Annotated in this window: 23 protein-coding genes and 1 pseudogene; 18 read left to right on the forward strand and 6 right to left on the reverse strand. The window is 60.5% G+C overall.

Annotation, left to right across the window (positions count from 1 at the left end):
* Positions 1-154 precede the first annotated feature (154 nt).
* The 4 genes and pseudogenes from QOM08_RS27385 to QOM08_RS27400 all read left to right on the forward strand — a co-directional run.
* Positions 155-1558 (forward strand): annotated as a pseudogene (locus tag QOM08_RS27385) (phosphomannomutase/phosphoglucomutase); the annotation flags it as partial.
* 26 nt (positions 1559-1584) lie between these two features.
* Positions 1585-2490 carry an acetylglutamate kinase gene (gene argB, locus QOM08_RS27390; protein WP_316912340.1) on the forward strand — a complete coding sequence of 302 codons (906 nt, stop codon included), beginning with the start codon at positions 1585-1587 and terminating at the stop codon, positions 2488-2490.
* A gap of 241 nt (positions 2491-2731) precedes the next feature.
* Positions 2732-3790, forward strand: a complete 1059-nt coding sequence (locus QOM08_RS27395; protein ID WP_316912341.1) for a type IV toxin-antitoxin system AbiEi family antitoxin — start codon at positions 2732-2734, stop codon at positions 3788-3790.
* Positions 3778-4647: a hypothetical protein gene (locus QOM08_RS27400; RefSeq protein ID WP_316912342.1), complete on the forward strand. Its 870-nt coding sequence runs from the start codon at positions 3778-3780 to the stop codon at positions 4645-4647. The genes QOM08_RS27395 and QOM08_RS27400 overlap by 13 nt, the downstream gene beginning before the upstream one ends.
* Positions 4648-4734: 87 nt before the next feature.
* On the opposite strand, the gene pyrE is transcribed toward QOM08_RS27400, so the two are convergent.
* Positions 4735-5379 carry an orotate phosphoribosyltransferase gene (gene pyrE / locus QOM08_RS27405; protein WP_316912343.1) on the reverse strand — a complete coding sequence of 215 codons (645 nt, stop codon included), beginning with the start codon at positions 5377-5379 and terminating at the stop codon, positions 4735-4737.
* 82 nt (positions 5380-5461) lie between these two features.
* Between pyrE and QOM08_RS27410 the strand changes: the two genes are divergently transcribed.
* A complete protein-coding gene (locus tag QOM08_RS27410; protein WP_003177265.1) occupies positions 5462-6241 on the forward strand; it encodes an exodeoxyribonuclease III in 780 nt (259 codons plus the stop codon).
* 175 nt (positions 6242-6416) lie between these two features.
* On the opposite strand, the gene QOM08_RS27415 is transcribed toward QOM08_RS27410, so the two are convergent.
* Both QOM08_RS27415 and rph read right to left on the reverse strand, forming a co-directional pair.
* Entirely contained in the window at positions 6417-6785 is a 369-nt protein-coding gene (locus QOM08_RS27415) for a DUF4870 domain-containing protein (protein WP_047226168.1), read from the reverse strand.
* Positions 6786-6815: 30 nt separating this feature from the next.
* Entirely contained in the window at positions 6816-7538 is a 723-nt protein-coding gene (rph, locus tag QOM08_RS27420; protein ID WP_047226169.1) for a ribonuclease PH, read from the reverse strand.
* Between the two features lie 279 nt (positions 7539-7817).
* Between rph and QOM08_RS27425 the strand changes: the two genes are divergently transcribed.
* The 6 genes from QOM08_RS27425 (at position 7818) to QOM08_RS27450 (ending at position 13112) form a co-directional block, all read left to right on the forward strand.
* Positions 7818-8681 carry a YicC/YloC family endoribonuclease gene (locus QOM08_RS27425; protein WP_316912344.1) on the forward strand — a complete coding sequence of 288 codons (864 nt, stop codon included), beginning with the start codon at positions 7818-7820 and terminating at the stop codon, positions 8679-8681.
* A 12-nt stretch (positions 8682-8693) separates the two neighbouring features.
* The gene (gene gmk / locus QOM08_RS27430; RefSeq protein ID WP_047226171.1) at positions 8694-9314 is read left to right on the forward strand and encodes a guanylate kinase; all 621 of its coding nucleotides are present in this window, start codon (positions 8694-8696) and stop codon (positions 9312-9314) included.
* Positions 9315-9480: 166 nt separating this feature from the next.
* Positions 9481-9744 carry a DNA-directed RNA polymerase subunit omega gene (rpoZ, locus tag QOM08_RS27435; protein ID WP_003177259.1) on the forward strand — a complete coding sequence of 88 codons (264 nt, stop codon included), beginning with the start codon at positions 9481-9483 and terminating at the stop codon, positions 9742-9744.
* Between the two features lie 60 nt (positions 9745-9804).
* On the forward strand, positions 9805-11910 hold the full coding sequence (gene spoT, locus QOM08_RS27440) for a bifunctional GTP diphosphokinase/guanosine-3',5'-bis pyrophosphate 3'-pyrophosphohydrolase (protein WP_047226172.1): 2106 nt from the start codon (positions 9805-9807) through the stop codon (positions 11908-11910).
* A 27-nt stretch (positions 11911-11937) separates the two neighbouring features.
* Complete coding sequence (locus tag QOM08_RS27445) at positions 11938-12318, forward strand: RidA family protein (protein ID WP_003229509.1); 381 nt, start codon at positions 11938-11940, stop codon at positions 12316-12318.
* A gap of 53 nt (positions 12319-12371) precedes the next feature.
* Positions 12372-13112 (forward strand): hypothetical protein, encoded by a 741-nt coding sequence (locus tag QOM08_RS27450; RefSeq protein WP_076383093.1) that lies wholly within the window; start codon positions 12372-12374, stop codon positions 13110-13112.
* Between the two features lie 142 nt (positions 13113-13254).
* Here QOM08_RS27450 and QOM08_RS27455 read toward each other — a convergent pair whose 3' ends face one another.
* On the reverse strand, positions 13255-14112 hold the full coding sequence (locus tag QOM08_RS27455) for an SDR family oxidoreductase (RefSeq protein WP_188251474.1): 858 nt from the start codon (positions 14110-14112) through the stop codon (positions 13255-13257).
* Positions 14113-14299: 187 nt separating this feature from the next.
* Here QOM08_RS27455 and exbB point away from each other — a divergent pair, with 187 nt between their 5' ends.
* The 6 genes from exbB (at position 14300) to QOM08_RS27485 (ending at position 21247) form a co-directional block, all read left to right on the forward strand.
* Positions 14300-15280: a tonB-system energizer ExbB gene (exbB, locus tag QOM08_RS27460; protein ID WP_316912345.1), complete on the forward strand. Its 981-nt coding sequence runs from the start codon at positions 14300-14302 to the stop codon at positions 15278-15280.
* Positions 15281-15286: 6 nt separating this feature from the next.
* The gene (gene exbD, locus QOM08_RS27465; RefSeq protein WP_047226179.1) at positions 15287-15715 is read left to right on the forward strand and encodes a TonB system transport protein ExbD; all 429 of its coding nucleotides are present in this window, start codon (positions 15287-15289) and stop codon (positions 15713-15715) included.
* A complete protein-coding gene (locus QOM08_RS27470; RefSeq protein WP_076383095.1) occupies positions 15712-16467 on the forward strand; it encodes an energy transducer TonB in 756 nt (251 codons plus the stop codon). Before exbD ends, QOM08_RS27470 begins: the two co-directional genes overlap by 4 nt.
* Before the next feature lie 295 nt (positions 16468-16762).
* Positions 16763-17683: a hydrogen peroxide-inducible genes activator gene (locus tag QOM08_RS27475; RefSeq protein WP_047226181.1), complete on the forward strand. Its 921-nt coding sequence runs from the start codon at positions 16763-16765 to the stop codon at positions 17681-17683.
* 9 nt (positions 17684-17692) lie between these two features.
* Positions 17693-19768, forward strand: coding sequence for an ATP-dependent DNA helicase RecG (gene recG, locus QOM08_RS27480; RefSeq protein ID WP_316912346.1), 2076 nt, complete (start codon positions 17693-17695; stop codon positions 19766-19768).
* Between the two features lie 78 nt (positions 19769-19846).
* On the forward strand, positions 19847-21247 hold the full coding sequence (locus QOM08_RS27485) for an aminoacyl-tRNA deacylase and HDOD domain-containing protein (protein ID WP_139048872.1): 1401 nt from the start codon (positions 19847-19849) through the stop codon (positions 21245-21247).
* Between the two features lie 180 nt (positions 21248-21427).
* On the opposite strand, the gene QOM08_RS27490 is transcribed toward QOM08_RS27485, so the two are convergent.
* Positions 21428-21805: a helicase gene (locus QOM08_RS27490; protein WP_139048871.1), complete on the reverse strand. Its 378-nt coding sequence runs from the start codon at positions 21803-21805 to the stop codon at positions 21428-21430.
* A gap of 451 nt (positions 21806-22256) precedes the next feature.
* On the opposite strand from QOM08_RS27490, the gene QOM08_RS27495 reads away from it, so the two are divergent.
* Complete coding sequence (locus QOM08_RS27495) at positions 22257-22640, forward strand: DUF6124 family protein (protein WP_139048870.1); 384 nt, start codon at positions 22257-22259, stop codon at positions 22638-22640.
* 595 nt (positions 22641-23235) lie between these two features.
* Here the strand turns inward: QOM08_RS27495 and QOM08_RS27500 are convergent.
* Positions 23236-24495 carry an IS256 family transposase gene (locus QOM08_RS27500; RefSeq protein WP_139051243.1) on the reverse strand — a complete coding sequence of 420 codons (1260 nt, stop codon included), beginning with the start codon at positions 24493-24495 and terminating at the stop codon, positions 23236-23238.
* Positions 24496-24591: the final 96 nt, after the last annotated feature.

A 24591-nucleotide genomic window follows, 5' to 3' on the forward strand; every position in this document is an offset into this window, starting at 1 on the left:
TGGAATCAATGTATTAGGCGATAGAGGCGAGGTAACGCTGTCTCATGGCACTTTCCCACCACGAACTCTCTGCCAAAAACGCCGTCATACCCTTCAGTTTGAGCCTGCCGACGCGAACCGTCGGCCTGTCCAGTCATCTTCCTGATAGAGCGCCCCGCCCATGAACACCCCAGCCGCAATCGCCCCAATTTTTCCTGATAGCATCTTCCGCGCCTACGACATCCGTGGCGTGGTACCGGAGACCCTCACCGCCGAAACCGCCTATTGGATCGGCCGCGCCATCGGCTCCCAGAGCCTGGCCCAGGGTGAACCGAACGTGTGCGTCGGTCGCGATGGTCGCTTGTCCGGCCCCGAGCTGGTTGAACAATTGATCAAAGGGGTTGCCGACAGTGGTTGCCATGTCAGCGACGTGGGCCTGGTGCCGACGCCAGCGCTGTACTACGCCGCCAACGTGCTGGCCGGTAAATCCGGCGTGATGCTCACTGGCAGCCACAACCCGTCGAACTACAACGGCTTCAAGATCGTCATCGCCGGCGACACCCTCGCCAACGAGCAGATCCAGGCCTTGCACACCCGCCTCAAGACCAATGACCTGAGCAGCGGCCAGGGCAGCGTCACCAAGGTGGACATCCTGGGGCGCTACAACGATGAAATCGTCAAGGATGTGAAGCTCGCCCGCCGCCTGAAAGTGGTGGTCGATTGCGGCAACGGCGCGGCCGGCGTGATCGCCCCACAACTGATTGAAGCCCTGAACTGCGAAGTCATTCCGCTGTTCTGCGAAGTGGACGGCAACTTCCCCAACCATCACCCGGACCCGGGCAAGCTGGAAAACCTGCAAGACCTGATCGCCAAGGTCGAGGAAACCAACGCCGACCTGGGCCTGGCCTTCGACGGCGACGGCGACCGCGTGGGCGTGGTCACCAACACCGGCAGCGTCGTGTTCCCGGACCGCTTGCTGATGCTGTTCGCCCGTGACGTGGTGGCGCGCAATCCGAACGCCGAAATCATTTTCGACGTTAAATGCACCCGCCGCCTGGTGCCGCTGATCAAGGAATACGGCGGTCGCCCACTGATGTGGAAAACCGGCCACTCGTTGATCAAGAAGAAAATGAAAGAGAGTGGCGCCCTGCTGGCCGGCGAAATGAGCGGCCACATCTTCTTCAAGGAGCGCTGGTTCGGTTTCGACGACGGCATCTACAGCGCCGCACGCCTGCTGGAGATCCTCAGCAAAGAGAAATCCACGGCCGAAGAGCTCTTCGCGACCTTCCCGAACGATATTTCTACGCCGGAAATCAATATCCATGTGACCGAAGAGAGCAAATTCAGCATCATTGATGCACTGCACGACGCTCAATGGGGCGAAGGGGCCGAACTGACCACCATCGATGGTGTGCGGGTCGACTATCCCCAAGGCTGGGGCCTGGTTCGCGCATCCAACACCACGCCGGTGCTGGTGCTGCGTTTCGAAGCCGACAACGAAGCCGAACTGCAGCGCATCAAGGATGTGTTCCACACCCAACTCAAACGTGTTGCACCTGATCTTCAACTACCGTTCTGATTTTTGAAGCACCACCGGAGCCCTGAATGACCCTCGAACGCGAAGCCGCCGCCAATACCGCCAAGGTCCTGTCCGAAGCGTTGCCTTATATCCGACGCTATGTCGGCAAGACCCTGGTGATCAAATACGGCGGCAACGCGATGGAAAGCGAGGAGCTGAAAACCGGCTTCGCTCGCGACATCGTGCTGATGAAGGCTGTGGGCATCAACCCGGTGGTCGTTCACGGTGGTGGCCCGCAGATCGGCGACCTGCTCAAGCGCCTGTCGATCGAGAGCCACTTCATCGACGGCATGCGCGTCACCGACGCGCAGACCATGGATGTGGTGGAGATGGTCCTAGGCGGCCAGGTCAACAAGGACATCGTCAACCTGATCAACCGGCATGGCGGCAGCGCCATCGGCCTGACAGGTAAAGACGCCGAGCTGATCCGGGCGAAGAAACTCACCGTCACCCGCCAGACGCCGGAGATGACCCAGCCGGAAATCATCGACATCGGCCATGTGGGCGAAGTGGTCGGCATCAACACCGACTTGCTGAACCTGCTGGTCAAGGGCGACTTCATCCCGGTAATCGCGCCCATCGGCGTCGGCGCCAACGGTGAGTCGTACAACATCAACGCCGACCTGGTGGCGGGCAAGGTTGCCGAAGCACTGAAAGCCGAAAAGCTGATGCTGCTGACCAACATCGCCGGCCTGATGGACAAGACCGGCAAGGTCCTGACCGGATTGTCGACTCAACAGGTCGATGAACTGATCGCCGACAGCACCATCTACGGCGGCATGCTGCCAAAGATCCGCTGCGCACTGGAAGCGGTCCAGGGCGGCGTTGGCAGTTCCTTGATCATCGACGGTCGCGTACCAAATGCGATCCTGCTGGAGATCTTCACCGATACCGGCGTGGGTACGTTGATCAGTAATCGCAAGCGGCCCTGATACCTGAAACGCGAAAGATCGCGACCTTGACAGCTGCATAGTGGAATTCGAAACACGAAGTCCATTTTGCGCTGGCAAGGTCGCGTCTTTTTTGCGGATAAGAAAAGAGCTGGGTTATTCCCTTTGAGTTTCAGCAAAAAAGCTTTTTCAACGAACGCTGAAAACCTCGATCTCAGTGAAATCTGTAGACGATTTTCACCATAAAAGCTATTTTCAGCATTCGTTGAAAAGGTGCCCGTCAATGAAATCACTCGAAACAAGCTCAAAAGAGGCTCTTCAAGACCTCCTGAGCAAAGTACCGATCATCGAGATAAAAAGCTTCAAGGCCACGCCGCCAACCAAAACCTGGGCTCCCGACTTCATTGTTGAAATCGACGCCTCGGGAAAATCATACTCCCTGGCCTGCGAGATTAAAGCCAGTGGGCAGCCCAGATTTGTAACTGCAGCCATACTCCAGCTTCGTGACTACGTGAGAGAGTGGGACATAGAGGCCACGCCTATCGTGATAGCCCCCTATCTTTCGCTTGCTGCCAGACAGGCATGCCGGGAAAAAGGTGTCGGCTATCTGGATCTTGAGGGCAACGCCTGGCTTTCGTTCGACGGCGTATTCATCGACCATCAAGTCGCAGAAAAACCTCCCTCGGAGCACAGGGGGCTGAAGTCCCTCTTCAAGCCAAAATCAGCGCAGATTCTCCGTACGATGTTGCGCGACCCCGATCATGCATGGCGGGTTGTAGAGCTCTCCGAGGCGGCCAACGTGAGCTTGGGCCAAGTCAGCAATGTGCGCACGGCCCTACTTGATCGAGAATGGGGACGAGCAACACGCGATGGATTTTTCCTGTCCGATCCTCAATCACTTCTGGATGCATGGGTCCAAGTCTATGAGACTCCATCCGGGGAGCGTAAAAAGTTCTACACCACCCTACGCGGCAGCGCCCTGGAAAATGCGGCGCGGAGCTTGATGGGCGAACAGGGCAATGGGCGCACGGTTTTTTCTTCATTTTCCGCCGCACAATGGCTCGCCCCCTATGCCCGAGCGAGCACGAATTACTTTTATGCGGACAGTGAAGGACTGGAAAAATTAATCTCAGCTCTGCATCTGGTACCCGTCACCAAAGGTGAAAATGTGGTGATCACCCTACCCAAGGACGAAGGGCTTCTTTTGGATATCGTCGAGGCGGCGCCCGATGCAATATGCACCAACCCTGTTCAAACCTATTTGGATCTAGCCATTGCCGGAGAGCGCGCAAAGGAGGCAGCCGAATATCTACGCCAGGAAAAACTGACATGGGCCCGTTAGTGCCGCAGGAGCCTCAATCGGCCTCGGATTATGAAGACAGGACGACGACTGCTGTAAAAGCGGTGCTCGTCGAAATGGGCCAGATTCTGGGTAGCTTCAAAGGAAAGTTCGCAGTGATCGGCGGCGCAGTGCCATGGCTGCTCCTTGCAAATGACGATATGCAGCATGTCGGTACGCTCGATGTCGACTTGAGTCTTGATGCAGAAGCACTTGGCGATGGCGAGTACGCGACTCTGGTCGAAGCCTTGATGGGCAATGGGTACGAGCAACGAGGAGCACTACGACGCTTCCAACTCGTTCGCCAGGTTCCCGTGGATGATGGGGGGGCCCCAATCGATGTGATCGTAGACTTCTTGATGCCACGCGACGCCGCGATCATTCAAAATAAACCGCCCATTCTGAGCGACTTTGCAGTTCAACGTGCCGATGGTGCCGACCTGGCAATGCGGTTTTATCAGATGGTCGCAATTGAAGGACCTATGCCTACCGGGGGTACAAATCGAGTCGAGGTTGCCGTGTGCTCCATCCCGGCATTGCTCGCGATGAAAGGCTATGCCCTCAATGGCCGACACAAGCAGAAAGACGCCTACGATATTTATTATTGCGTTCGCAATTATCCGGGCGGCATAGCAGCGCTCGCGCAAGAGTGTCGACCCGTACTTGAAACCGGAAGTGGCGAGCAAGGCTTCCTTTACATCTGCCAAAAATTTGATATTGCCAACGGTTATGGCCCGACGTCCGTAAGGCGTTTCGTCGAAGACAGCCAGATCCTTGAGGATCGGACTCCGGATCAATGGCAGCAGGATGCTTTCGGGCAAGTGGATGCCTTACTGCGTGCCCTTCACTTAAGGGAGTGAAGATCCACCGTAAATAAAAAGACCCCGCTCAACCTGGTTGAGCGGGGTCTTTTTTGTCTCGCTCCCACAAGGGGATTGCGCAGGTTCTTAGACGCCGAACTGCGCCCGATAAGCCTCAACCGCCGGCAAATGCTGCTTGAGCTGCGGGTCGTCGGCCAAAAACTCCAGCACCTGGGTCAGCGACACGATACTGACCACCGGAATGTTGAAGTCACGCTCCACTTCCTGGATCGCCGACAACTCACCGTTGCCGCGCTCTTGGCGATTCAGGGCGATCAGCACACCGGCGGCCTTGGCGCCTTCCTGGGAACCGATGATCTGCATCACTTCACGAATGGCGGTGCCGGCGGTGATCACGTCGTCGATGATCAGCACTTCACCGGTCAGCGGCGCGCCCACCAGGCTGCCCCCTTCACCATGAGCCTTGGCTTCCTTGCGGTTGAAACACCAGGGCAGGTCGCGGTCGTGGTGTTCGGCCAGGGCGACGGCAGTAGTGGCAGCCAGAGGAATGCCTTTGTAGGCCGGGCCGAACAGCACGTCGAACGGAATGCCGCTTTCGACAATGGCCGCCGCATAGAAACGGCCCAGTTGCGCCAGGGCGGCACCGGTGTTGAACAGGCCGGCATTGAAGAAGTACGGGCTCGTGCGGCCGGACTTGAGGGTGAACTCACCGAAGCGCAAAACGCCGCGATCGATGGCAAAACGAATGAAATCGCGCTGATACGCCTGCATGAAAAAAGCCCCAAATACCACGGATTTAGCTAAATAGGTACACGCCGTGTATCATACACGCACGTGATTTTTGGGGCCATTTATGCGGATCATCAGTGTGAACGTCAATGGTATTCAGGCTGCAGTGGAGCGAGGGTTGCTCAGTTGGCTGCAAGCACAGAATGCCGACGTCATCTGCCTGCAGGACACCCGCGCCTCCGCCTTTGAACTGGACGATGCAGCCTTCCAACTGGATGGTTACTTCCTTTATGCCTGCGATGCCGAAGTCCCCGCCCAGGGTGGCGTGGCTTTGTACTCGCGGCTGCAACCGAAGGCTGTCATCAACGGTCTCGGTTTCGAGACGGCGGACCGCTACGGGCGCTACCTGCAGGCCGATTTCGACAAGGTCAGCATCGCGACCTTACTGCTCCCTTCGGGGCAGAACGGCGATGAAGATTTGAATCAGAAATTCAAGTTGATGGACGACTTCGCCCGTTATCTGGATAAACAGCGGCGCAAACGTCGCGAGTACATCTATTGTGGCTCGCTGTACGTGGCGCAACAGAAGCTGGATATCAAGAACTGGCGCGACAGCCAGCAATCCCCGGGTTTCCTGGCGCCGGAACGGGCCTGGATGGACGAGATTGTCGGCAACATGGGCTATGTTGACGCCCTGCGGGAAGTCAGCCGTGAAGGCGACCAATACAGCTGGTGGCCAGACAACGAACAGGCCGAGATGCTCAACCTCGGCTGGCGTTTCGACTACCAGTTGCTGACGCCTGGTCTGCGCCGCTTCGTGCGCAGCGCCCGCCTGCCGCGCCAGCCACGGTTCTCGCAGCATGCGCCACTGATCGTGGATTACGACTGGACGCTGACGATCTGAGTGTCGTTTCGCAGCCACAAAAAAACCGACAGCCATGTCGGTTTTTTTGTGGACAACCCTTTCTACTGTGGGAGCGAGCCTGCTCGCGATGGCGGTGGGTCCGCCAACATTTGTGTTGAATGATGAACCGCTATCGCGAGCAGGCTCGCTCCCACAAGTGCTTACTCGTTGATCGTTATTTGACCAGCCGCCAGGTAAACGGATACCGATACGGCTGCCCTTCATTGGCCTTCACCCCACCGATGATGGTCAGCACCAGCGCACCGATAGCCACCAACCCGAACAGGAAGAAGCCGATCACCACGATCATCAGGAGCAGACTGATCGCTGAGGCAATTGCCACAGTGATCTGGAAGTTCAGCGCTTCCTTGCCTTGTGCATCGATGAACGGGTCAGTCTCGCGCTTGAGCTGCCAGAGCACCAGCGGGCCGATCAACGTACCGAACGGAATCCAGATGCCCAACAAGGCGGACAAGTGACAGAACATCGCCCATTGGCGCGCCTCCTTGCTGGGCTGGGGCAGTAGGGTTTGCTCATCACTCATGACGTTCTCCTTGTCTGAAGCGCGAAACGATCAGTCAGCCAGTGCGGCTTTTTGCAGTTCGAAAATCTCGTTCATGCCTTTCTTTGCCAATTCCAGCATAGCGCTCAATTCTTCCGGCTGGAACGGCGCGCCTTCGGCGGTGCCCTGGATTTCGATGAAGCCGCCAGCGCTGGTCATGACCACGTTCAGGTCGGTCTCGGCGGCGGAGTCTTCCAGGTAGTCCAGGTCCAGCACCGGCTCGCCCTGATACATGCCCACGGAGACCGCGGCGATCATCTGCTTGAGCGGATCGCCGCCCTTGAGGCCGCCACGCTTCTTGATCACTTTCAAGGCATCGGCCAGTGCGACCATGGCGCCGGTGATGGACGCGGTGCGAGTACCGCCGTCAGCCTGGATCACGTCGCAATCGACATACAACGTCACGTCACCGAGCTTGGACATGTCCAGCGCGGCGCGCAGCGAACGGCCGATCAGACGCTGGATTTCCAGGGTACGTCCGCCCTGCTTGCCGCGGCTGGCCTCGCGCTGGTTGCGCTCACCGGTGGAGCGCGGCAGCATGCCGTATTCGGCGGTCAGCCAGCCTTGACCCTGGCCCTTGAGGAACCGTGGCACACCGTTTTCGACGCTGACGGTGCAGATGACTTTGGTATCACCGAATTCGACCAGTACAGATCCCTCGGCGTGTTTGGTGTAGTTGCGGGTAATGCGGATCGAGCGAAGCTGATCGGCAGCGCGACCACTTGGACGTTTCATAGGGAACACCTGTACAGAGGACGGAAAACTGCCGAGCATTATAGAGCCGTGGACCGCCATAGGGCAGTTTAAACATCGCGCAGTTCCAAAAAACCGCTGCCACAAGCCAGGCCCCTTTGCCCCCAGACCGACGAGCCGCAGCGCTTTGTCACATGCACGGTTTGGGGCATGCACCTCACTGCGCTACAATCCTGCGCCTTTGCTGCCCTTCGGCTTTTATCCACAGATACCAGGCGCTACGACTACCCGTTGCGTCCGCCTGCATTGCGAGGAATCTCCATGGTGCACAGCATGACCGCCTTCGCCCGCGTCGAGAAAGCAGGCATCCAAGGCACGCTGAGCTGGGAACTGCGCTCGGTCAACAGCCGCTACCTGGAGCCGCACCTGCGCCTGCCCGAATCCTTTCGCGACCTTGAAGGCAGCGTGCGTGAAGCCCTGCGCCAGGGCCTGTCCCGGGGCAAGCTGGAATGCACCCTGCGCTTCACCGAAGAAAGCACCGGCAAGGCCTTGCAGGTGGACCGCGAGCGCGCCGCGCAACTGGTGGCTGCCGCCGAAACCGTCGCCAGCCTGATCAAGCACCCCGCGCCTCTGAACCCGTTGGAAGTCCTGGCCTGGCCCGGCGTGCTGGTAGGTGATGCGATCGACCCGCAGGCCCTGAATGCCCAAGCGCTGGCGTTGTTCAATCAAGGCCTGAAAGAACTCAAGGCCGGCCGCGAGCGCGAAGGCGCGGAACTGGCCCGGTTGATCGACGAGCGCCTGACTTCCATAGAGGAAGACGTCGTCACCCTGCGCGAACTGGTCCCGCAAATGCTCGCCACCCAACGTCAGAAAGTGCTCGACCGCTTCGTCGACATGAAGGCCGAGCTGGACCCGCAGCGCCTGGAACAGGAAATGGTCATGCTCGCGCAAAAAAGCGACGTGGCCGAAGAACTGGATCGCCTGAGCACCCACATCATTGAAGTTCGCCGGGTACTCAAATCCGGTGGTGCGGCCGGTCGCCGCCTGGACTTCCTGATGCAGGAACTCAACCGCGAAGCCAACACACTGGGCTCCAAAGCCTTCGACCCGCGCAGCACCCAGGCTGCGGTCAACCTCAAGGTGTTGATCGAGCAAATGCGCGAACAAGTGCAGAACATTGAGTAAGGCTAACCCGACATGACCCACAGCACCGGCACTCTCTACATCATTTCCGCGCCCTCTGGCGCCGGCAAGACCAGCCTGGTCAAGGCGCTGATCGACGCCGAGCCGCAGATCCGCGTCTCGGTCTCGCACACCACCCGCGCCATGCGCCCGGGCGAAGTGGACGGGGTGAACTATCACTTCGTCGACCGCGAACAGTTCGTGAAAATGGCCGAGCACGGGGACTTCCTCGAGCGCGCCGAAGTCTTCGGCAACCTCTATGGCACCTCGCAAAGCTATCTGCAGCAAACCCTGGACGAAGGCCACGACCTGATCCTGGAAATCGACTGGCAGGGTGCCGAGCAGGTCCGCAAGCTGATGCCCCAGGCCCGTTCGATCTTTATCCTGCCACCGAGCCAGCAGGCCTTGCGCCAGCGCCTGACCAATCGCGGCCAGGACAGCGACGACATCATCGAAGGCCGGATGCGCGAAGCGGTCAGCGAAATGAGCCACTACGTCGACTACGATTACCTGATCATCAACGACGATTTCGCCCACGCGCTGGACGATCTGAAGGCGATTTTCCGCGCCAGCCAGCTGCAGCAGAAACGCCAGCAGCAACGTTTCGGTAAATTATTGGCCGAACTGCTGGGCTGAACAGCCCTTCCCAAAACCGCTGCGACGGCTTTACATTGGAGCTTGTAGCGGGTCGAGGGGCTGGTCAAAAAATCAGCGCTTCCCTAAACGCTGGCGTTTTTTTAAACTGTTGAGTCCGCTCGCCCAACCGGGCAGCGCGCATATTGCATTCGCTCCGAGGAATACCATGGCCCGCGTAACCGTTGAAGACTGCCTAGAACACGTGGAAAACCGCTTTGAGCTGGTCATGCTCTCTACCAAGCGTGCCCGTCAACTGGCCACCGGTGGCAAAGAGCCGTTGGTCCAGTGGGAAAACGACAAGCCTACCGTGGTAGCGCTGCGTGAAATCGCCGAAGGCCTGATGAGCTACGAGTTCATCGCCAACGCTGAAATCGTTGAAGACGAACCGCTGTTCGCAGCGTTCGAGGACGAGTCCAACGAGGCGGTCTAAGCCTATGCCTGGTCGACGTAGCACGGCGCGGGGTCACAGCAAACGGCAGGAGTCATTATCATGCCGAGCATAGACGCCCTCGCCGATCGCTTATCGGCCTACCTCGGCACGGACCAGGTCAACTTGGTCCGCCGAGCCTATTTCTACGCCGAACAAGCCCACGACGGCCAGCGCCGCCGCAGCGGCGAGGCGTACGTCACGCACCCGCTTGCGGTGGCGAACATTCTTGCCGACATGCACATGGACCATCAGAGCCTGATGGCGGCGATGCTGCATGACGTGATCGAAGACACCGGCATCGCCAAGGAAGCGCTGCAAGCGCAGTTCGGCGAAACCGTGGCCGAACTGGTCGACGGGGTCAGCAAACTGACCCAGATGAACTTCGAGACCAAGGCCGAGGCCCAGGCCGAAAACTTCCAGAAAATGGCCATGGCCATGGCGCGCGATATTCGCGTGATCCTGGTCAAGCTCGCCGACCGCCTGCACAACATGCGAACCCTGGAAGTGTTGTCCGGTGAAAAACGCCGGCGAATCGCCAAGGAAACCCTGGAAATCTATGCGCCCATCGCCAATCGCCTGGGCATGCACGCGATCCGCATCGAGTTCGAAGACCTCGGTTTCAAGGCCATGCACCCGATGCGTTCGGCGCGGATCAACCAGGCCGTCAAGCGCGCCCGGGGCAACCGCAAGGAAATCGTCAACAAGATCGAAGAATCCTTGAGCCACTGCCTGACCATCGACGGCATCGAAGGCGAGGTCAGCGGCCGACAGAAACACCTCTACGGCATCTACAAGAAGATGCGCGGCAAGCGTCGGGCCTTCAACGAGATCATGGACGTCTACGCGTTCCGGATCATCGTCGACAAGGTCGATACCTGCTACCGCGTATTGGGCGCTGTACATAATTTGTACAAACCATTGCCTGGGCGCTTCAAGGACTACATCGCGATTCCCAAGGCCAACGGCTACCAGTCGCTGCACACCACGCTGTTCGGCATGCACGGCGTACCGATCGAAATCCAGATCCGCACCCGTGAAATGGAAGAGATGGCCAACAACGGCATCGCCGCGCACTGGCTGTACAAGTCCAGCGGCGACGAACAACCCAAGAGCACCCACGCCCGGGCCCGCCAGTGGGTCAAAGGCGTGCTGGAAATGCAGCAGCGGGCCGGCAACTCCCTGGAATTCATCGAAAGCGTGAAGATCGACCTGTTTCCGGACGAGGTCTACGTTTTCACGCCCAAAGGTCGGATCATGGAGCTGCCCAAAGGCTCCACGGCGGTGGACTTTGCCTATGCAGTACACACCGACGTCGGCAACAGCTGCATCGCGTGCCGGATCAACCGCCGCCTGGCGCCGTTGTCCGAACCGCTGCAAAGCGGCTCCACAGTGGAAATCGTCAGCGCCGCCGGCGCGCGGCCAAATCCGGCATGGCTCAATTTCGTGGTCACCGGCAAGGCCCGCACGCACATCCGCCACGCCTTGAAGCTACAACGCCGCTCTGAATCCATCAGCCTGGGCGAACGCTTGCTCAATAAAGTCCTCAACGGCTTCGACAGCTCCCTGGACAAGATCCCGGCCGAACGCGTGCAGATCATGCTCAGCGAGTACCGCCTGGAACTGATCGAAGACCTGCTGGAAGACATCGGCCTGGGCAATCGCATGGCCTACGTCGTCGCCCGCCGCCTGCTCGGTGAAGGCGAACAGCTGCCTAGCCCCGAAGGTCCCCTGGCCATTCGTGGTACCGAAGGCCTGGTGCTCAGCTATGCCAAGTGCTGCACGCCGATTCCTGGCGATCCGATTGTCGGCCATCTGTCCGCAGGCAAAGGGATGGTGGTGCACCTGGATAACTGCCGCAACATCAGCGAAATCCGCCACAACCCGGAAAAATGCATCCAGCTCTCCTGGGCCAAGGATGTCACCGGCGAATTCAATGTCGAGCTGCGGGTCGAACTGGAGCACCAGCGTGGCCTGATCGCCTTGCTGGCCAGCAGCGTCAACGCCGCCGACGGCAATATCGAAAAAATCAGCATGGACGAGCGCGATGGCCGCATCAGCGTCGTCCAACTGGTGGTCAGCGTGCACGACCGCGTGCACCTGGCCCGCGTGATCAAGAAGCTGCGCGCCCTGACTGGCGTCATCCGCATCACTCGTATGCGCGCATAGCTCCCCATCCATTACAAGGAGTCATAAATGACCAAGACCGTTATCACCAGCGACAAAGCCCCGGCCGCCATCGGTACATATTCCCAGGCAATCAAGGCGGGCAACACCGTGTACATGTCGGGCCAGATCCCGCTGGACCCGAAAACCATGGAACTGGTAGAAGGCTTCGAAGCCCAGACCGTGCAGGTGTTCGAGAACCTCAAGGCCGTGGCCGAGGCTGCCGGCGGTTCGTTCAAGGACATCGTCAAGCTCAACATCTTCCTCACCGACCTGAGCCACTTCGCCAAGGTCAACGAGATCATGGGCAAGTACTTCGACCAGCCTTACCCTGCCCGCGCCGCCATCGGCGTAGCAGCCCTGCCGAAGGGTTCGCAGGTTGAGATGGACGCCATCCTGGTCATCGAGTAACACGCCCGGCGCAGCCTCCCCCCGCTGCGCCGTTTTCGTTTAAGGATTCCACCATGCGCAAAGCGCTTGCTCTTTCGCTGGCTGCCCTGCTGTTGGGCGGCTGCGCCAGCGACCCTGCCGACCGTGATATCAGCGGCACCTGGATCAACCAGGCGGCAATCGACGCCGCCGCCAAGGGCGGACCGCTGCGCGAGGCGCTGCAGGCCTATGGCCCGAACCTGGAATGGGACGTCAACACCCGAGCCGGCCAGGCGCGTTACACCAACGGTTTCGAGAATGTCGAAGGCAAGCTGCTGGGCGAAGAAGACGGTGCGTGGAAAGTCGATTTCTACGGCAGCTCCGCCAGCGAACTGCAACGCGACGGCGACCAGTTGAACCAATCCGCCACCGAGAACGAGCCGCAGCAAGTGTTCGAGCGCGCCCAGGTCCAGGTGCCCGAGGGTGCGCCGCTGGGCGCCAGTTTCGAACGGGCGCTGTATACCGCTTATCTGGGCGGCACCTGGAACATCGTCAACGGCCCTGGCCAGGGCGCCAGCGTGCAGTTCCAACCCGACGGCCAGGTCAGCGGACTACCAGGCGCCGACCGCTACGCCCTGTGCCTGGCCGGCGACTGCGCGTCCATGAGTGGCGGCAACGACAACATCTGGCTGCAACAGAACGGCCAGGGCAACACCTGGATCTTCTCCCGCGACGGCAAGAAGCTGGAAATTTTCCAGACCGTGAATGCTGCACTGGCGGATGAAATGCCTTCGTTCACGCCGGGTGACCGGCAGTGGGTGTTGGAGAAGCAGTAAGTCGGACTCCCTGTGGGATCGAGGCTGTGGGAGCAAAGCTTGCTCGCGATGACGTCGTCACAGACAACACCTCTGTTGGCTGTAAAACCGCTATCGCGAGCAAGCTTTGCTCCCACCGTTTGTTTTTGGGGTGCTTAAAAGATCAGCAGCGCCCCTCCAGAATCGCCGCATACCCCTCACGAAAACTCGGATACCGCGGTGTCCAGCCCAGGGCCTTCGCCCGTGCATTGCTGCAGCGCTTGCTGCCGGCGCGGCGGACGCTGGCGTTTTCGGCCCATTGGGTGACGCCCATGTAATCACGCAGCCAACCCACCACCTCGGCCAGCGCGGCGGGAGTGTCGTCGACGCCGATGTAGCAGTCTTCCAGGGGCTTGCCCTGGTGGTCGGCTTCCAGCAGGAAGGCCAGCAGGCCCGCCGCGTCGTCGGCATGGATGCGGTTGGCGTACAGGGGCGGGTCTTCCACCACGCTATAGCCCTGGCGCACCTGGCTCAGCAACCATTCGCGGCCCGGACCATAGATCCCGGTCAGACGCACGCGGCTGGCCGGGATGCCGCTGTCGAGCGCCACCTGTTCAGCTTCGAGCATCAGCCGGCCGGAATAGCCACCGGCCACGGTGGGCGAGGTTTCATCGACCCACTCGCCACCCTGCTGCCCGTAGACGCTGCTGCTGGACACAAAAAGCAGTCGTTTTGGCTGTTGCCCGTGCTGCTTCAGCCAGCTCAACACATGCTGTAAGCCTTGGACATAAGCCGCGCGGTAACCCGCCTCGTCATGCTCGGTAGCAGCGACGCTGTACACCACGTAATCCAGTGGACCGGTGGGCCAATCAACGGGACATTGCTCGTTGAACAAGTCCCCCGCCACCCCGACAACCCCGGCCGGCAGCTGCGAAACCGTACGGCGCAAGCCGTAGACCTGCCACTGCTCGGCCCGCAACTGGCTCGCCAGGCGGCCACCGATATCACCGCAGCCGGCGATCAAAACAGAAGGCGCGGACATCAAAATCTCCTCTCGTAAAGCCGCAGACTAGCTGCCAGAGGGGACGAGCGGCTAGCAATGCAGGAAAAAAAGATACTGTATTACTTTTGTTAACAAGAATTACTTGCAATAATGCGAGCCAGTTTTGTTCTCGGCCCACGAGGCCTGGAAGAACATCAACCTTCTTTTTCTCTCAGGTCCGGCCAGCATGACACGCTATCTCCCCTCCGCTTCGCCAACCAACCGACCTCGCGCCTGGAGTGCCATGGCAGCCCTGCTGCTCAGCCTGCTGCTGGCACCCACCGCCGCGTTCGCCGATGCCCAAGCGCCAGCCACGACCCCGGCCACCGCACCCGCCGCCAGCCAGGCGCCGGTCGATGCCGCCGAGCCTGTAGCGGCTCCTCAGGCCAGCGAGCCGGCCCAGGCTGTCGAAGCCGACGCCGCAGACGCACCTCAAATGCTCGAAGCCGACAATACCTTGGGCATGTCCCACGATCTGTCGCCATGGGGCATGTACCAGAACGCCGACATTATCGTGAAAATCGTCATGATCGGCCTGGCCATCGCCTCGATCATCACCTGGACCATCTGGATCGCCAAGGGCTTCGAGCTGATGGGCGCCAAGCGCCGCTTGCGCGGTGAAATCGCCAACCTGAAAAAAGCCACCACCCTCAAAGAGGCCAGCGCCTCTGCGGCCAAAGAGGGCACCCTGGCCAATCTGCTGGTTCACGACGCCCTCGAAGAGATGCGCCTGTCGGCCAACAGTCGTGAGAAGGAAGGCATCAAGGAGCGCGTGAGTTTCCGCCTCGAGCGCCTGGTCGCAGCCTGCGGTCGCAACATGAGCAGCGGCACCGGCGTACTCGCCACCATCGGTTCCACCGCGCCGTTCGTCGGCCTGTTCGGCACCGTGTGGGGCATCATGAACAGCTTCATCGGCATCGCCAAGACCCAGACCACCAACCTCGCTGTCGTGGCGCCCGGCATCGCCGAAGCCCTGCTCGCGACGGCTCTGGGTCTGGTCGCGGCGATCCCGGCGGTGGTCATCTACAACGTGTTCGCCCGCTCCATTGCCGGTTACAAGGCCCAGGTCTCCGACGCTTCGGCCGAAGTCCTGTTGCTGGTCAGCCGCGACCTCGACCACCTGCCACCCGAGCGTGGCTCGCAACCGCACATGGTGAAAGTGGGGTAATCGGCCATGGGCCTGCATTTGAAAGAAGGCGCAGACGACGATCTGGCCGAGAACCACGAAATCAACGTCACGCCGTTCATCGATGTGATGCTGGTGCTGTTGATCATCTTCATGGTGGCCGCTCCGCTCGCCACCGTGGACATCAAGGTCGACCTTCCGGCTTCGACGGCCAAGCCTTCGCCGCGGCCGGAAAAACCGGTATTCCTCAGCGTCAAGGCTGACCAACGCCTGTTCTTGGGCGAAGACGAGGTCAAGGCCGATAGCCTCGGCGCGACCCTCGACGCCAAGACCCAGGGCAAAAAGGACACGACGATCTTCTTCCAGGCGGATAAAGGCGTGGATTACGGCGACCTGATGAGCGTGATGGACGCCCTGCGCGCCGCCGGATACCTGAAGGTCGGCCTGGTCGGACTTGAGACGGCGCCCAAGAAATGATCACGACGCGCCAAAAGCTGACGCGTTACAGCGGTAGCCTGGCCGTGGTGCTGGGCGTGCATGCGCTCGCCATTGCCCTGGCGCTGAACTGGACGTCAAACCCGCCCATTGAATTGCCGCCCCAGGCAATGATGGTCGAGCTGGCGCCGGTTCCGGCCCCACCACCGCCCGCACCGCCTAAAGTCGTCACGCCACCGCAGCCTCCGGAGCCGGTCGAAGAACTGCCGTTGCCTAAAATCGCCGAAGCCGAGAAACCGGAGATTTCGGTGCCCAAGCCGGTCAAGCCCAAGCCTAAACCGCCCAAGCCCAAACCCAAGCCCGTGGAGAAAAAGCCGGAACCGCCCAAGGAAGAACCGTCGGAGCAAAAGCCCAGCGATACTCAACCGACCAAGGCACCGACCGAGAAATCCGCGCAACCGGCGCCTGGCCCATCCCCCGCGCAAATGGCGGCCAAGGCCAGTTGGCAAGGCACCTTGCTTGCGCACTTGGGCAAGTACAAGAAATACCCCGCCAGCGCCCAGTCGCGCGGCAAGGAAGGCTTGAACCGTTTACGGTTCGTGGTGGACGCCGAAGGCAATGTGTTGTCCTTCGAGCTGGTGAGCAAGTCCGGCAACGCCGCCCTGGACCGGGCGACCCTGGAAATGATTCGCCGCGCCCAACCGCTGCCCAAGCCACCGGCCGACATGCTGGTTAACGGCTCCATCGAAATCGTCGCGCCGTTCGTGTACTCCATCGACAAGCGTCGGCGTTAACCCATTGGCAAGCCCCTGTTACAGGGGCTTATTGTTTCTGGTGAAGGGAATGTATCTGTAGAGCAAGGGGGCCTGTGGGAGCAAAGCTTGCTCGCGATACAGGCGCCTCGGTTCCAGAGAGGACCGCGTTAGCTTCATCGCGGGCAAGCCTTGCTCCCACAAATAATCCATATGCGTCGTTAAATCCCCTCACCATACCCACATTAGGCAGTGTCACACCGCGCCCCCAGTCTGATAACGTGCGTCTATCGATTGCAGCCGGTATGCTTGGCTCGCAACTTCACGGACGCTCGCCATGACCCTCACAGAATTACGCTACATCGTCACCCTCGCCCAGGAGCAACATTTCGGCCACGCCGCCGAGCGTTGCCATGTCAGCCAGCCGACGCTTTCGGTGGGCGTGAAAAAGCTTGAAGACGAGCTCGGCGTGCTGATTTTCGAGCGCAGCAAAAGCGCCGTGCGCCTGACCCCAGTGGGCGAAGGCATCGTTGCCCAGGCACAGAAAGTCCTGGAACAGGCTCAGGGCATCCGTGAACTGGCCCAGGCCGGCAAAAACCAGCTGACCGCCCCACTGAAAGTCGGCGCCATCTACACCGTCGGCCCGTACCTGTTCCCGCACCTGATTCCGCAACTGCACCGGGTCGCCCCGCAGATGCCGTTGTACATCGAAGAAAACTTCACCCATGTGCTGCGCGACAAACTGCGCAACGGCGAACTGGACGCGATCATCATCGCCCTGCCGTTCAACGAAGCCGATGTCCTCACCCTGCCGCTCTACGACGAGCCGTTCTACGTGTTGATGCCGGCCCAGCATCCGTGGACCCAGAAAAAATCCATCGACGCCGGCCTGCTCAACGACAAGAGCCTGCTGCTGCTCGGCGAAGGCCACTGCTTCCGCGACCAGGTGCTGGAAGCCTGCCCGACCCTGACCAAAGGCAGCGAAGGCGCCAAGCACACCACGGTGGAATCCAGCTCCTTGGAAACCATTCGCCACATGGTCGCCTCGGGCCTGGGCATTTCGATTTTGCCGCTCTCGGCGGTGGACAGCCATCATTACGCCCCTGGCGTGATCGAGGTTCGCCCACTGACGCCGCCCGTGCCGTTCCGCACCGTTGCCATCGCCTGGCGCGCCAGCTTTCCGCGACCCAAGGCCATCGAGATCCTCGCTGACTCGATCCGCCTGTGTTCCGTGGCCAAGCCGCCCACTGCCAAGTAAGCCCCGGCCATGACTGAGCTGTCGAAAGTGCCGGTCACGGCACTCAAGGGTGTCGGTGAAGCCATGGCCGAGAAGCTGGCCAAGGTTGGCCTGGAAAACCTTCAGGACGTGCTGTTCCACCTGCCGCTGCGTTACCAGGACCGCACCCGCGTCGTGCCCATCGGGCATTTACGTCCGGGCCAGGACGCCGTGATCGAAGGCACCGTCAGCGGCGCCGACGTGGTCATGGGTCGGCGCCGTAGCCTGGTGGTGCGCCTGCAGGACGGCACCGGCGGGCTGAGCCTGCGCTTCTATCACTTCAGCAATGCGCAAAAGGAGGGCCTCAAGCGTGGCACCCGCGTGCGCTGCTACGGTGAAGCGCGGCCCGGTGCGTCCGGGCTGGAGATCTATCACCCGGAATACCGCGCCATCACCGGCGACGAGCCGCCGCCGGTGGATGAAACCCTGACCCCGGTCTACCCGCTCACCGAAGGCCTGACTCAACAGCGCCTGCGCCAGCTCTGCCAGCAAACCCTGACCCTGCTCGGCCCCAGCAGCCTGCCCGACTGGCTGCCCAACGAACTGGCCCGGGATTATCAACTGGCGCCGCTGGCCGATGCGATTCGCTACCTGCACCATCCGCCGGCCGATGCCGATGTCGACGAACTGGCCCTGGGGCATCACTGGGCCCAGCACCGGCTGGCCTTTGAAGAGCTGCTGACCCATCAACTGTCCCAGCAACGCCTGCGCGAAAGCCTGCGTTCCCTGCGCGCCCCGGCCATGCCCAAGGCCAGGGATCTGCCGGCCCGTTACCTGGCTAACCTCGGCTTTAAACCCACAGGGGCCCAGCAGCGGGTCGGCAACGAAATCGCCTACGACCTGAGCCAGCCCGAGCCGATGCTGCGGCTGATCCAGGGCGATGTGGGTGCCGGCAAGACCGTGGTCGCCGCCCTCGCCGCGCTCCAGGCCCTGGAAGCCGGCTATCAAGTGGCGTTGATGGCGCCCACCGAGATTCTCGCCGAACAACATTTCATCACCTTCCAGCGCTGGCTCGAACCCCTGGGGATCGAAGTCGCCTGGCTGGCCGGCAAGCTCAAGGGCAAGAATCGCGCAGCCGCCCTGGCGCAGATCGCCGAAGGCGCACCGATGGTGGTCGGCACCCATGCGTTGTTCCAGGACGAAGTGCAGTTCAAGAACCTGGCTCTGGTGATCATCGACGAACAGCACCGCTTCGGCGTGCAGCAGCGCCTGGCGCTGCGGCAGAAAGGCGTGGGCGGGCGGATGTGCCCTCACCAATTGATCATGACCGCCACGCCGATTCCGCGGACCCTGGCCATGAGCGCCTATGCCGACCTCGACACCTCGATCCTCGACGAACTGCCTCCCGGACGCACACCAGTCAATACCGTGCTGGTCACCGACACGCGGCGCGTCGAAGTGATCGAGCGCGTGCGCGGTGCCTGCGCTGAAGGGCGACAGGCCTATTGGGTGTGCACGCTGATTGAAGAATCGGAAGAGCTGACCTGCCAGGCGGCCGAAACCACCTATGAAGACCTCACCGCCGCCCTCGGCGAACTCAAGGTCGGGCTGATCCACGGGCGCATGAAACCCGCCGAGAAAGCCGCCGTCATGGCCGAATTCAAGGCCGGGGCGCTGCAATTGCTGGTCGCCACCACGGTGATCGAAGTCGGGGTCGATGTGCCCAATGCCAGCTTGATGATCATCGAGAACCCCGAGCGCCTGGGTCTGGCACAGTTGCACCAGCTACGCGGCCGCGTCGGCCGGGGCAGTGCCGCCAGCCATTGCGTCTTGCTGTACCACCCGCCGCTGTCGCAGATTGGTCGCCAGCGCCTGGGCATCATGCGCGAAACCAACGATGGTTTTGTCATCGCCGAAAAAGACCTGGAATTGCGCGGACCCGGTGAAATGCTCGGCACACGCCAGACCGGCCTGCTTCAATTCAAGGTAGCCGACCTGATGCGCGACGCCGATCTGCTCCCCGCCGTACGCGACGCCGCCCAGGCGCTGCTGGAGCGCTGGCCGGAGCATGTCAGCCCGCTGCTGGATCGCTGGTTGCGTCACGGGCAGCAATACGGCCAAGTGTGAGCACGCTCTCAGTTTCTGGGCGCGCCTGCCCGGCAAGCTGGTTATACTGCTGAACTTGTAGGAAAACGGATACAGACCATGACAGAAGCTGCCCTCGTCCCCGAAACCCCGCACGCTCCGTCTGTTATTCGGCTGTTGCTCGAGAAACTGGGCATCGGCTTTGACGAAGTAATCGAACGACCCGGCCTGAACCCCGCCCGTAAAGTGCAGGCCGTTCTGTTGCACGATGCCGTTGGCGCCCTCATGGTGCTGTTTCCGCAAAGCCAGCTGCTGGACCTCAACCGCCTGGCCGAACTCACCGGTCGCAAACTCACGGCGGTGCCTACTGACCGTCTGGAGCGCATGCTCGGCAAACATAGCCTGAGCCTGCTGCCCGGCCTGCCGGCCCTGACCAGCTCCCCTTGCCTGTATGAAGAAAGCCTGCTGCGCGAGCCGAAGCTGCTGATCAACTCAGGCGAACCGGGGCTGCTGCTGGAAGTGACCAGCGAAGCCTTCAAGAGCATGCTCACCAAGGCCAGTGCCGCGACGTTCGGCGAAGCCGTGAGCAACATCACCCCCAACCTTGATCGCCCGCACGACGACCGCGCGGAAATCACCCAGGCTGTGCAGGCGTTCACCGCCCGACGTATCCAGCAACGGCTGGAAGAAACCATCGAAATTCCACCACTGGCTGAAACGGCGCAGAAGATCATCAAGCTGCGGGTCGACCCGGACGCCACCATCGATGACATCACCGGCGTCGTGGAAACCGATCCGGCCCTGGCCGCGCAAGTGGTGAGCTGGGCTGCCTCGCCGTACTACGCCTCGCCCGGCAAGATCCGTTCGGTGGAAGACGCCATCGTCCGGGTACTGGGCTTCGACCTGGTGATCAACCTGGCGCTGGGCCTGGCCTTGGGCAAGACCCTGAGCCTGCCCAAGGACCACCCGCAACACACCACGCCGTACTGGCATCAGTCGATCTACACCGCCGCCGTCATCGAGGGCCTGACCCGCGCCATGCCGCGCGCCCAGCGCCCGGAAGGCGGCCTGACCTACCTGTCCGGCCTGCTGCACAACTTCGGCTACCTGTTGCTGGCCCACGTCTTCCCGCCGCACTTCTCGTTGATCTGCCGGCACCTGGAGGTCAACCCGCACCTGTGCCACAGCTATGTGGAGCAGCACCTCTTGGGCATCAGTCGCGAGCAGATCGGTTCATGGCTGATGCGCTACTGGGACATGCCCGACGAACTGGCCACCGCCCTGCGCTTCCAGCACGACCCGCACTACGACGGCGAATACGCCGCCTACCCGAACCTGGTGTGCCTGGCCGTACGCCTGCTGCGCGCCCGTGGCATTGGCTCGGGTCCCGACGAGGAGATTCCCGACGCACTGCTCGAACGCGTCGGCCTGAGTCGCGACAAAGCCAATGAAGTGGTCAGCAAAGTGCTGGAGGCTGAGGTGTTGTTGCGCGAACTGGCTTCGCAGTTCAGCCACGGTTGAATAGGATCTCCCGGTAACTGCAGGTGAGTGAAGCTCTTGTGGCGAGGGAGCTTGCTCCCGCTCGACTGCGCAGCAGTCGCAAAACCAACTGACGCGATCCGCCAGGAAGGCCGCATCAACCCATTTTGGGGCCGCTTCGCAGCCCAGCGGGAGCAAGCTCCCTCGCCACAGGGTAAATCACTAGGCTTTAGCCTTTTTCGGCTTCAAATACCGCATCAACCCCTGAAACCAGATCACCAGCGCCGGGTTGCCCTTGATCTGGATCGACTTGTCCTGAATCCCGGTCATGAACGCCAACTGCTTGTTCTTCGCCTGCATCGTGGCAAAGCCATAAGCCGCGTCCTTGAAGGCGATGGCGAACGCAGGTGTCGGGTAAGTGCCGGACTGGCTGGTGATGCGCTGGTCTTTCACCGTGAAATGCCGGGCGACCTTGCCGTCCAGGGTTTGCAGTTGAAACACCAACTCCTTATCGCCCAACTGCTGCTGGAACGCCGGATTGGTCCGACTCGCCCTGCCCATCAACAACCCCAGCATCCACAGCAGAAAGCGAAATTTCATGGGCACGGCCTCGTGAGAAAGATGAATGGCGGGGGCAGTTTAGCGATTCCACAGCGGAACGCCATCATCGGATCGCTTTGACGGAAGATGGATGAGTTTTCTTGCATGATGACCGCCAAGTCACCTTTTCACGTTTTCGTTTCCTTTCAGGTTCCTAGGAGATTTCCTTCAAAACGCCGGGCTGTTCATGAACTAGGCAGTGCTTCCGAGCGCCGCTAACCTTTGTCCGTCATCGCAAAAAACGGTGATACGGACGTGCAAGTCCGGCTGGTACCCAATCGGTTATAGCTATTGACCGAGCATTTTTTTATGCTCGCGCCCGTTATGGCGATTGTGCGTGGGAGACCTTCGGGTCTGCCGGCGGTACCGGACCGGTCTTGCACACCTACGCACAGTTGCCACCTCTTCGAATGCAAGCGAAAGGATGCCAACCCAACTCTGGTACATAAATATGGTCAAGCCTTCACCAAATCCGCCGCAAAGCGGCCATAAATCCCGCGTCGAAGCCCTCGCAGAAAAAAAGCTCGAAGATGCCGCCACCCGCGCCCTCGATTACTACCTCAAACCCCAGCCCTCCCCACCGTCCGAACCTGACAAAAACCAACTCTTCATCGTCTCCCCCCACATCGACACCGAAACCCTGCTGGCCAACGCCTCCGAAGACCTGCTCTCCATCAGCACCATCGCCGCCGACCTGGCCGACGACGTGGACGACTCACGCCGCTGCGTAGCCCTGGCGATCAGCCGCATGGCCGATGGGGTTCAGTTGCTGGTTGAACGGGCGTTGGATCATCTGGAAACGAAGGAGATGGCGGCGCCTGGGACCAAGGGGTAGCGCTTTGCTTTGATGCAAACTGTGCCGACGCCATCGCGAGCTAGCTCGCTCCCACAATTGGATCGGAGTACGGCCGGGAGAACCAGGTCGGCTATAAGGCCGCCTTCGCGAGCTAGCTCGCTCCCACAATTGGATTGGAGTACACCCGCAAGAGCCAGGCCGGCTATATGGCCGCCTCGCGAGCAAGCTTTGCTCCCACAGGTTCTGCTCAAACAAGTCTGATGGGTGTACACCCGCCAAAGCCAGGCCGGCTGTCAGGCCGCCTCGCTTTTGATTTTGATCTGGGGGCCCCGTTAACCACGCTGGCCGAACGCAGGTATTGCGTAGTGGGCATCCCGGCATGGATGCCGGGATAGCCGCGCTGGGCCATGGATGGCCCTTCGCGGCGGGCCCACGGAGCAATGCCGGAGTGAGGGCACACCGAGCCTAAGCGAGGTGCCGAGTGGTGGGGCAAAAGCGCTTTGGTTACTTTCGCCTGGGCCGGCTTCCGGATTTTCGAAAGTGACCCGCCGTAAGGGCGGGACCATAAGCCGCCGGGAGTGTCAGATTTTTTGTGTGCGGGCCGGTAACGGCCTGCCGTTAGGCAGACCTTCATTTACCACGTCGGCCTGATGAACCGATCCCCGTACAGGATCGCGAACTGATTCATCGCACTTTTCCAATCATGGGCCGCACTGCCCCAGTTTGCTGTGATATTGCGCAAGCCCAGCCAGATCAGCTTCGTGGCAGCATCATCGGTTGGAAAGTGTCCCCTCGTTTTGATGATCTTTCGCAGTTGAGCGTTGATGCTCTCGATTGCGTTGGTCGTGTAAATCACTTTCCGGATGGCGGGTGGGAAGACAAAAAACGGGATAACTCGATCCCAGGCGCGTCGCCAGGCAGCCACGACGGTCGGGTACTGCTTGCCCCACGGCCCGGTTTCGAATGAGTCCAGAGCCACTTCGGCGGCCTCGGCGTTGATCGCTTGATAGATCGGCTTGAGAGCCTTGGCCAGCTCCCGACGTTTGTCCCAGGCTGCATAGTCGAGGCTGTTGCGGATCAGATGCACGATGCAGGTTTGCAACGTCGTCTCAGGAAACACCGCGCTCAGGGCTTCTGGCATGCCTTTGAGGCCATCGGTCACGGCAATCAACACGTCTTCGACGCCGCGTGTCTTGAGGTCATTGAAGACCTTCATCCAGAACTTGGCGCCTTCCGTTGTCTCGATCCAGATGCCCAAGATATCGCGGGTTCCGTCCGGTAGTACGCCCAAGGCCAAGTAGATTGCCTTATTGCGGACCAGACCTTCTTCCCTGATTTTGACCCGCAGCGCGTCGAAGAAGATGACCGGGTACATCGGCTCAAGCGGTCGTTGCTGCCAAGCGCCGATCTCTTCCATCACCGCGTCGGTGACTGAGCTGATGAAGTCGTGCGAGACATCCGTACCGTACTGTTCCAAGAGAAATGCGCGAATCTCGCGAACCGTCATGCCCCGAGCGTACATGGCGATGATCTTGTCATCGAAACCGGTAAAGCGCCGCTCATGCTTGGGAATCAGAATCGGCGCAAAGCTGCCATCGCGATCTCGGGGAATCTCCAGACGAAGCGGACCGTCGTCTGTCAAAACGGTCTTGCCACTTTTACCGTTGCGCTGGTTATTAGACTCCTCAGGGCGCTCCGCGCCCTGAGGATAGCCAAGATGGTGGCCCAGCTCTGCGCCCAGGGCTCGCTCGATAAGCGCCTTCTTGAAGGCCATCGACGCATCCTGAATCGCCTCGGCAGTCATTGGGCCTTTGACGAACTGATCAATCAGCTCCTTCGGGATCGAAGGAAGCTCGGTTTTGGCCTCCAAGGCCGTCTTCTTTTTGGTTGGCATACATGCACCTCTTCAGCATGTTATGCCCGAACACAAAATTTCTGACAGTCCCGAGCCGCCGTTACCGCAGCAATGGATATGTACTCAGCCAGAAGA

This window comes from Pseudomonas sp. P105 (assembly GCF_032614175.1).
GTDB lineage: Bacteria > Pseudomonadota > Gammaproteobacteria > Pseudomonadales > Pseudomonadaceae > Aquipseudomonas > Aquipseudomonas rhizophila.

What these genes read in the sequence shown, in the direction of transcription:
- argB (WP_316912340.1), top strand. Translation starts at nt 1,585, where the DNA reads ATGACCCTCGAACGCGAAGCCGCCGCCAATACCGCCAAGGTCCTGTCC.
- QOM08_RS27395 (WP_316912341.1), top strand. Translation starts at nt 2,732, where the DNA reads ATGAAATCACTCGAAACAAGCTCAAAAGAGGCTCTTCAAGACCTCCTG.
- QOM08_RS27400 (WP_316912342.1), top strand. Translation starts at nt 3,778, where the DNA reads ATGGGCCCGTTAGTGCCGCAGGAGCCTCAATCGGCCTCGGATTATGAA.
- pyrE (WP_316912343.1), bottom strand. Translation starts at nt 5,379, where the DNA reads ATGCAGGCGTATCAGCGCGATTTCATTCGTTTTGCCATCGATCGCGGC.
- QOM08_RS27410 (WP_003177265.1), top strand. Translation starts at nt 5,462, where the DNA reads ATGCGGATCATCAGTGTGAACGTCAATGGTATTCAGGCTGCAGTGGAG.
- QOM08_RS27415 (WP_047226168.1), bottom strand. Translation starts at nt 6,785, where the DNA reads ATGAGTGATGAGCAAACCCTACTGCCCCAGCCCAGCAAGGAGGCGCGC.
- rph (WP_047226169.1), bottom strand. Translation starts at nt 7,538, where the DNA reads ATGAAACGTCCAAGTGGTCGCGCTGCCGATCAGCTTCGCTCGATCCGC.
- QOM08_RS27425 (WP_316912344.1), top strand. Translation starts at nt 7,818, where the DNA reads ATGGTGCACAGCATGACCGCCTTCGCCCGCGTCGAGAAAGCAGGCATC.
- gmk (WP_047226171.1), top strand. Translation starts at nt 8,694, where the DNA reads ATGACCCACAGCACCGGCACTCTCTACATCATTTCCGCGCCCTCTGGC.
- rpoZ (WP_003177259.1), top strand. Translation starts at nt 9,481, where the DNA reads ATGGCCCGCGTAACCGTTGAAGACTGCCTAGAACACGTGGAAAACCGC.
- spoT (WP_047226172.1), top strand. Translation starts at nt 9,805, where the DNA reads ATGCCGAGCATAGACGCCCTCGCCGATCGCTTATCGGCCTACCTCGGC.
- QOM08_RS27445 (WP_003229509.1), top strand. Translation starts at nt 11,938, where the DNA reads ATGACCAAGACCGTTATCACCAGCGACAAAGCCCCGGCCGCCATCGGT.
- QOM08_RS27450 (WP_076383093.1), top strand. Translation starts at nt 12,372, where the DNA reads ATGCGCAAAGCGCTTGCTCTTTCGCTGGCTGCCCTGCTGTTGGGCGGC.
- QOM08_RS27455 (WP_188251474.1), bottom strand. Translation starts at nt 14,112, where the DNA reads ATGTCCGCGCCTTCTGTTTTGATCGCCGGCTGCGGTGATATCGGTGGC.
- exbB (WP_316912345.1), top strand. Translation starts at nt 14,300, where the DNA reads ATGACACGCTATCTCCCCTCCGCTTCGCCAACCAACCGACCTCGCGCC.
- exbD (WP_047226179.1), top strand. Translation starts at nt 15,287, where the DNA reads ATGGGCCTGCATTTGAAAGAAGGCGCAGACGACGATCTGGCCGAGAAC.
- QOM08_RS27470 (WP_076383095.1), top strand. Translation starts at nt 15,712, where the DNA reads ATGATCACGACGCGCCAAAAGCTGACGCGTTACAGCGGTAGCCTGGCC.
- QOM08_RS27475 (WP_047226181.1), top strand. Translation starts at nt 16,763, where the DNA reads ATGACCCTCACAGAATTACGCTACATCGTCACCCTCGCCCAGGAGCAA.
- recG (WP_316912346.1), top strand. Translation starts at nt 17,693, where the DNA reads ATGACTGAGCTGTCGAAAGTGCCGGTCACGGCACTCAAGGGTGTCGGT.
- QOM08_RS27485 (WP_139048872.1), top strand. Translation starts at nt 19,847, where the DNA reads ATGACAGAAGCTGCCCTCGTCCCCGAAACCCCGCACGCTCCGTCTGTT.
- QOM08_RS27490 (WP_139048871.1), bottom strand. Translation starts at nt 21,805, where the DNA reads ATGAAATTTCGCTTTCTGCTGTGGATGCTGGGGTTGTTGATGGGCAGG.
- QOM08_RS27495 (WP_139048870.1), top strand. Translation starts at nt 22,257, where the DNA reads ATGGTCAAGCCTTCACCAAATCCGCCGCAAAGCGGCCATAAATCCCGC.
- QOM08_RS27500 (WP_139051243.1), bottom strand. Translation starts at nt 24,495, where the DNA reads ATGCCAACCAAAAAGAAGACGGCCTTGGAGGCCAAAACCGAGCTTCCT.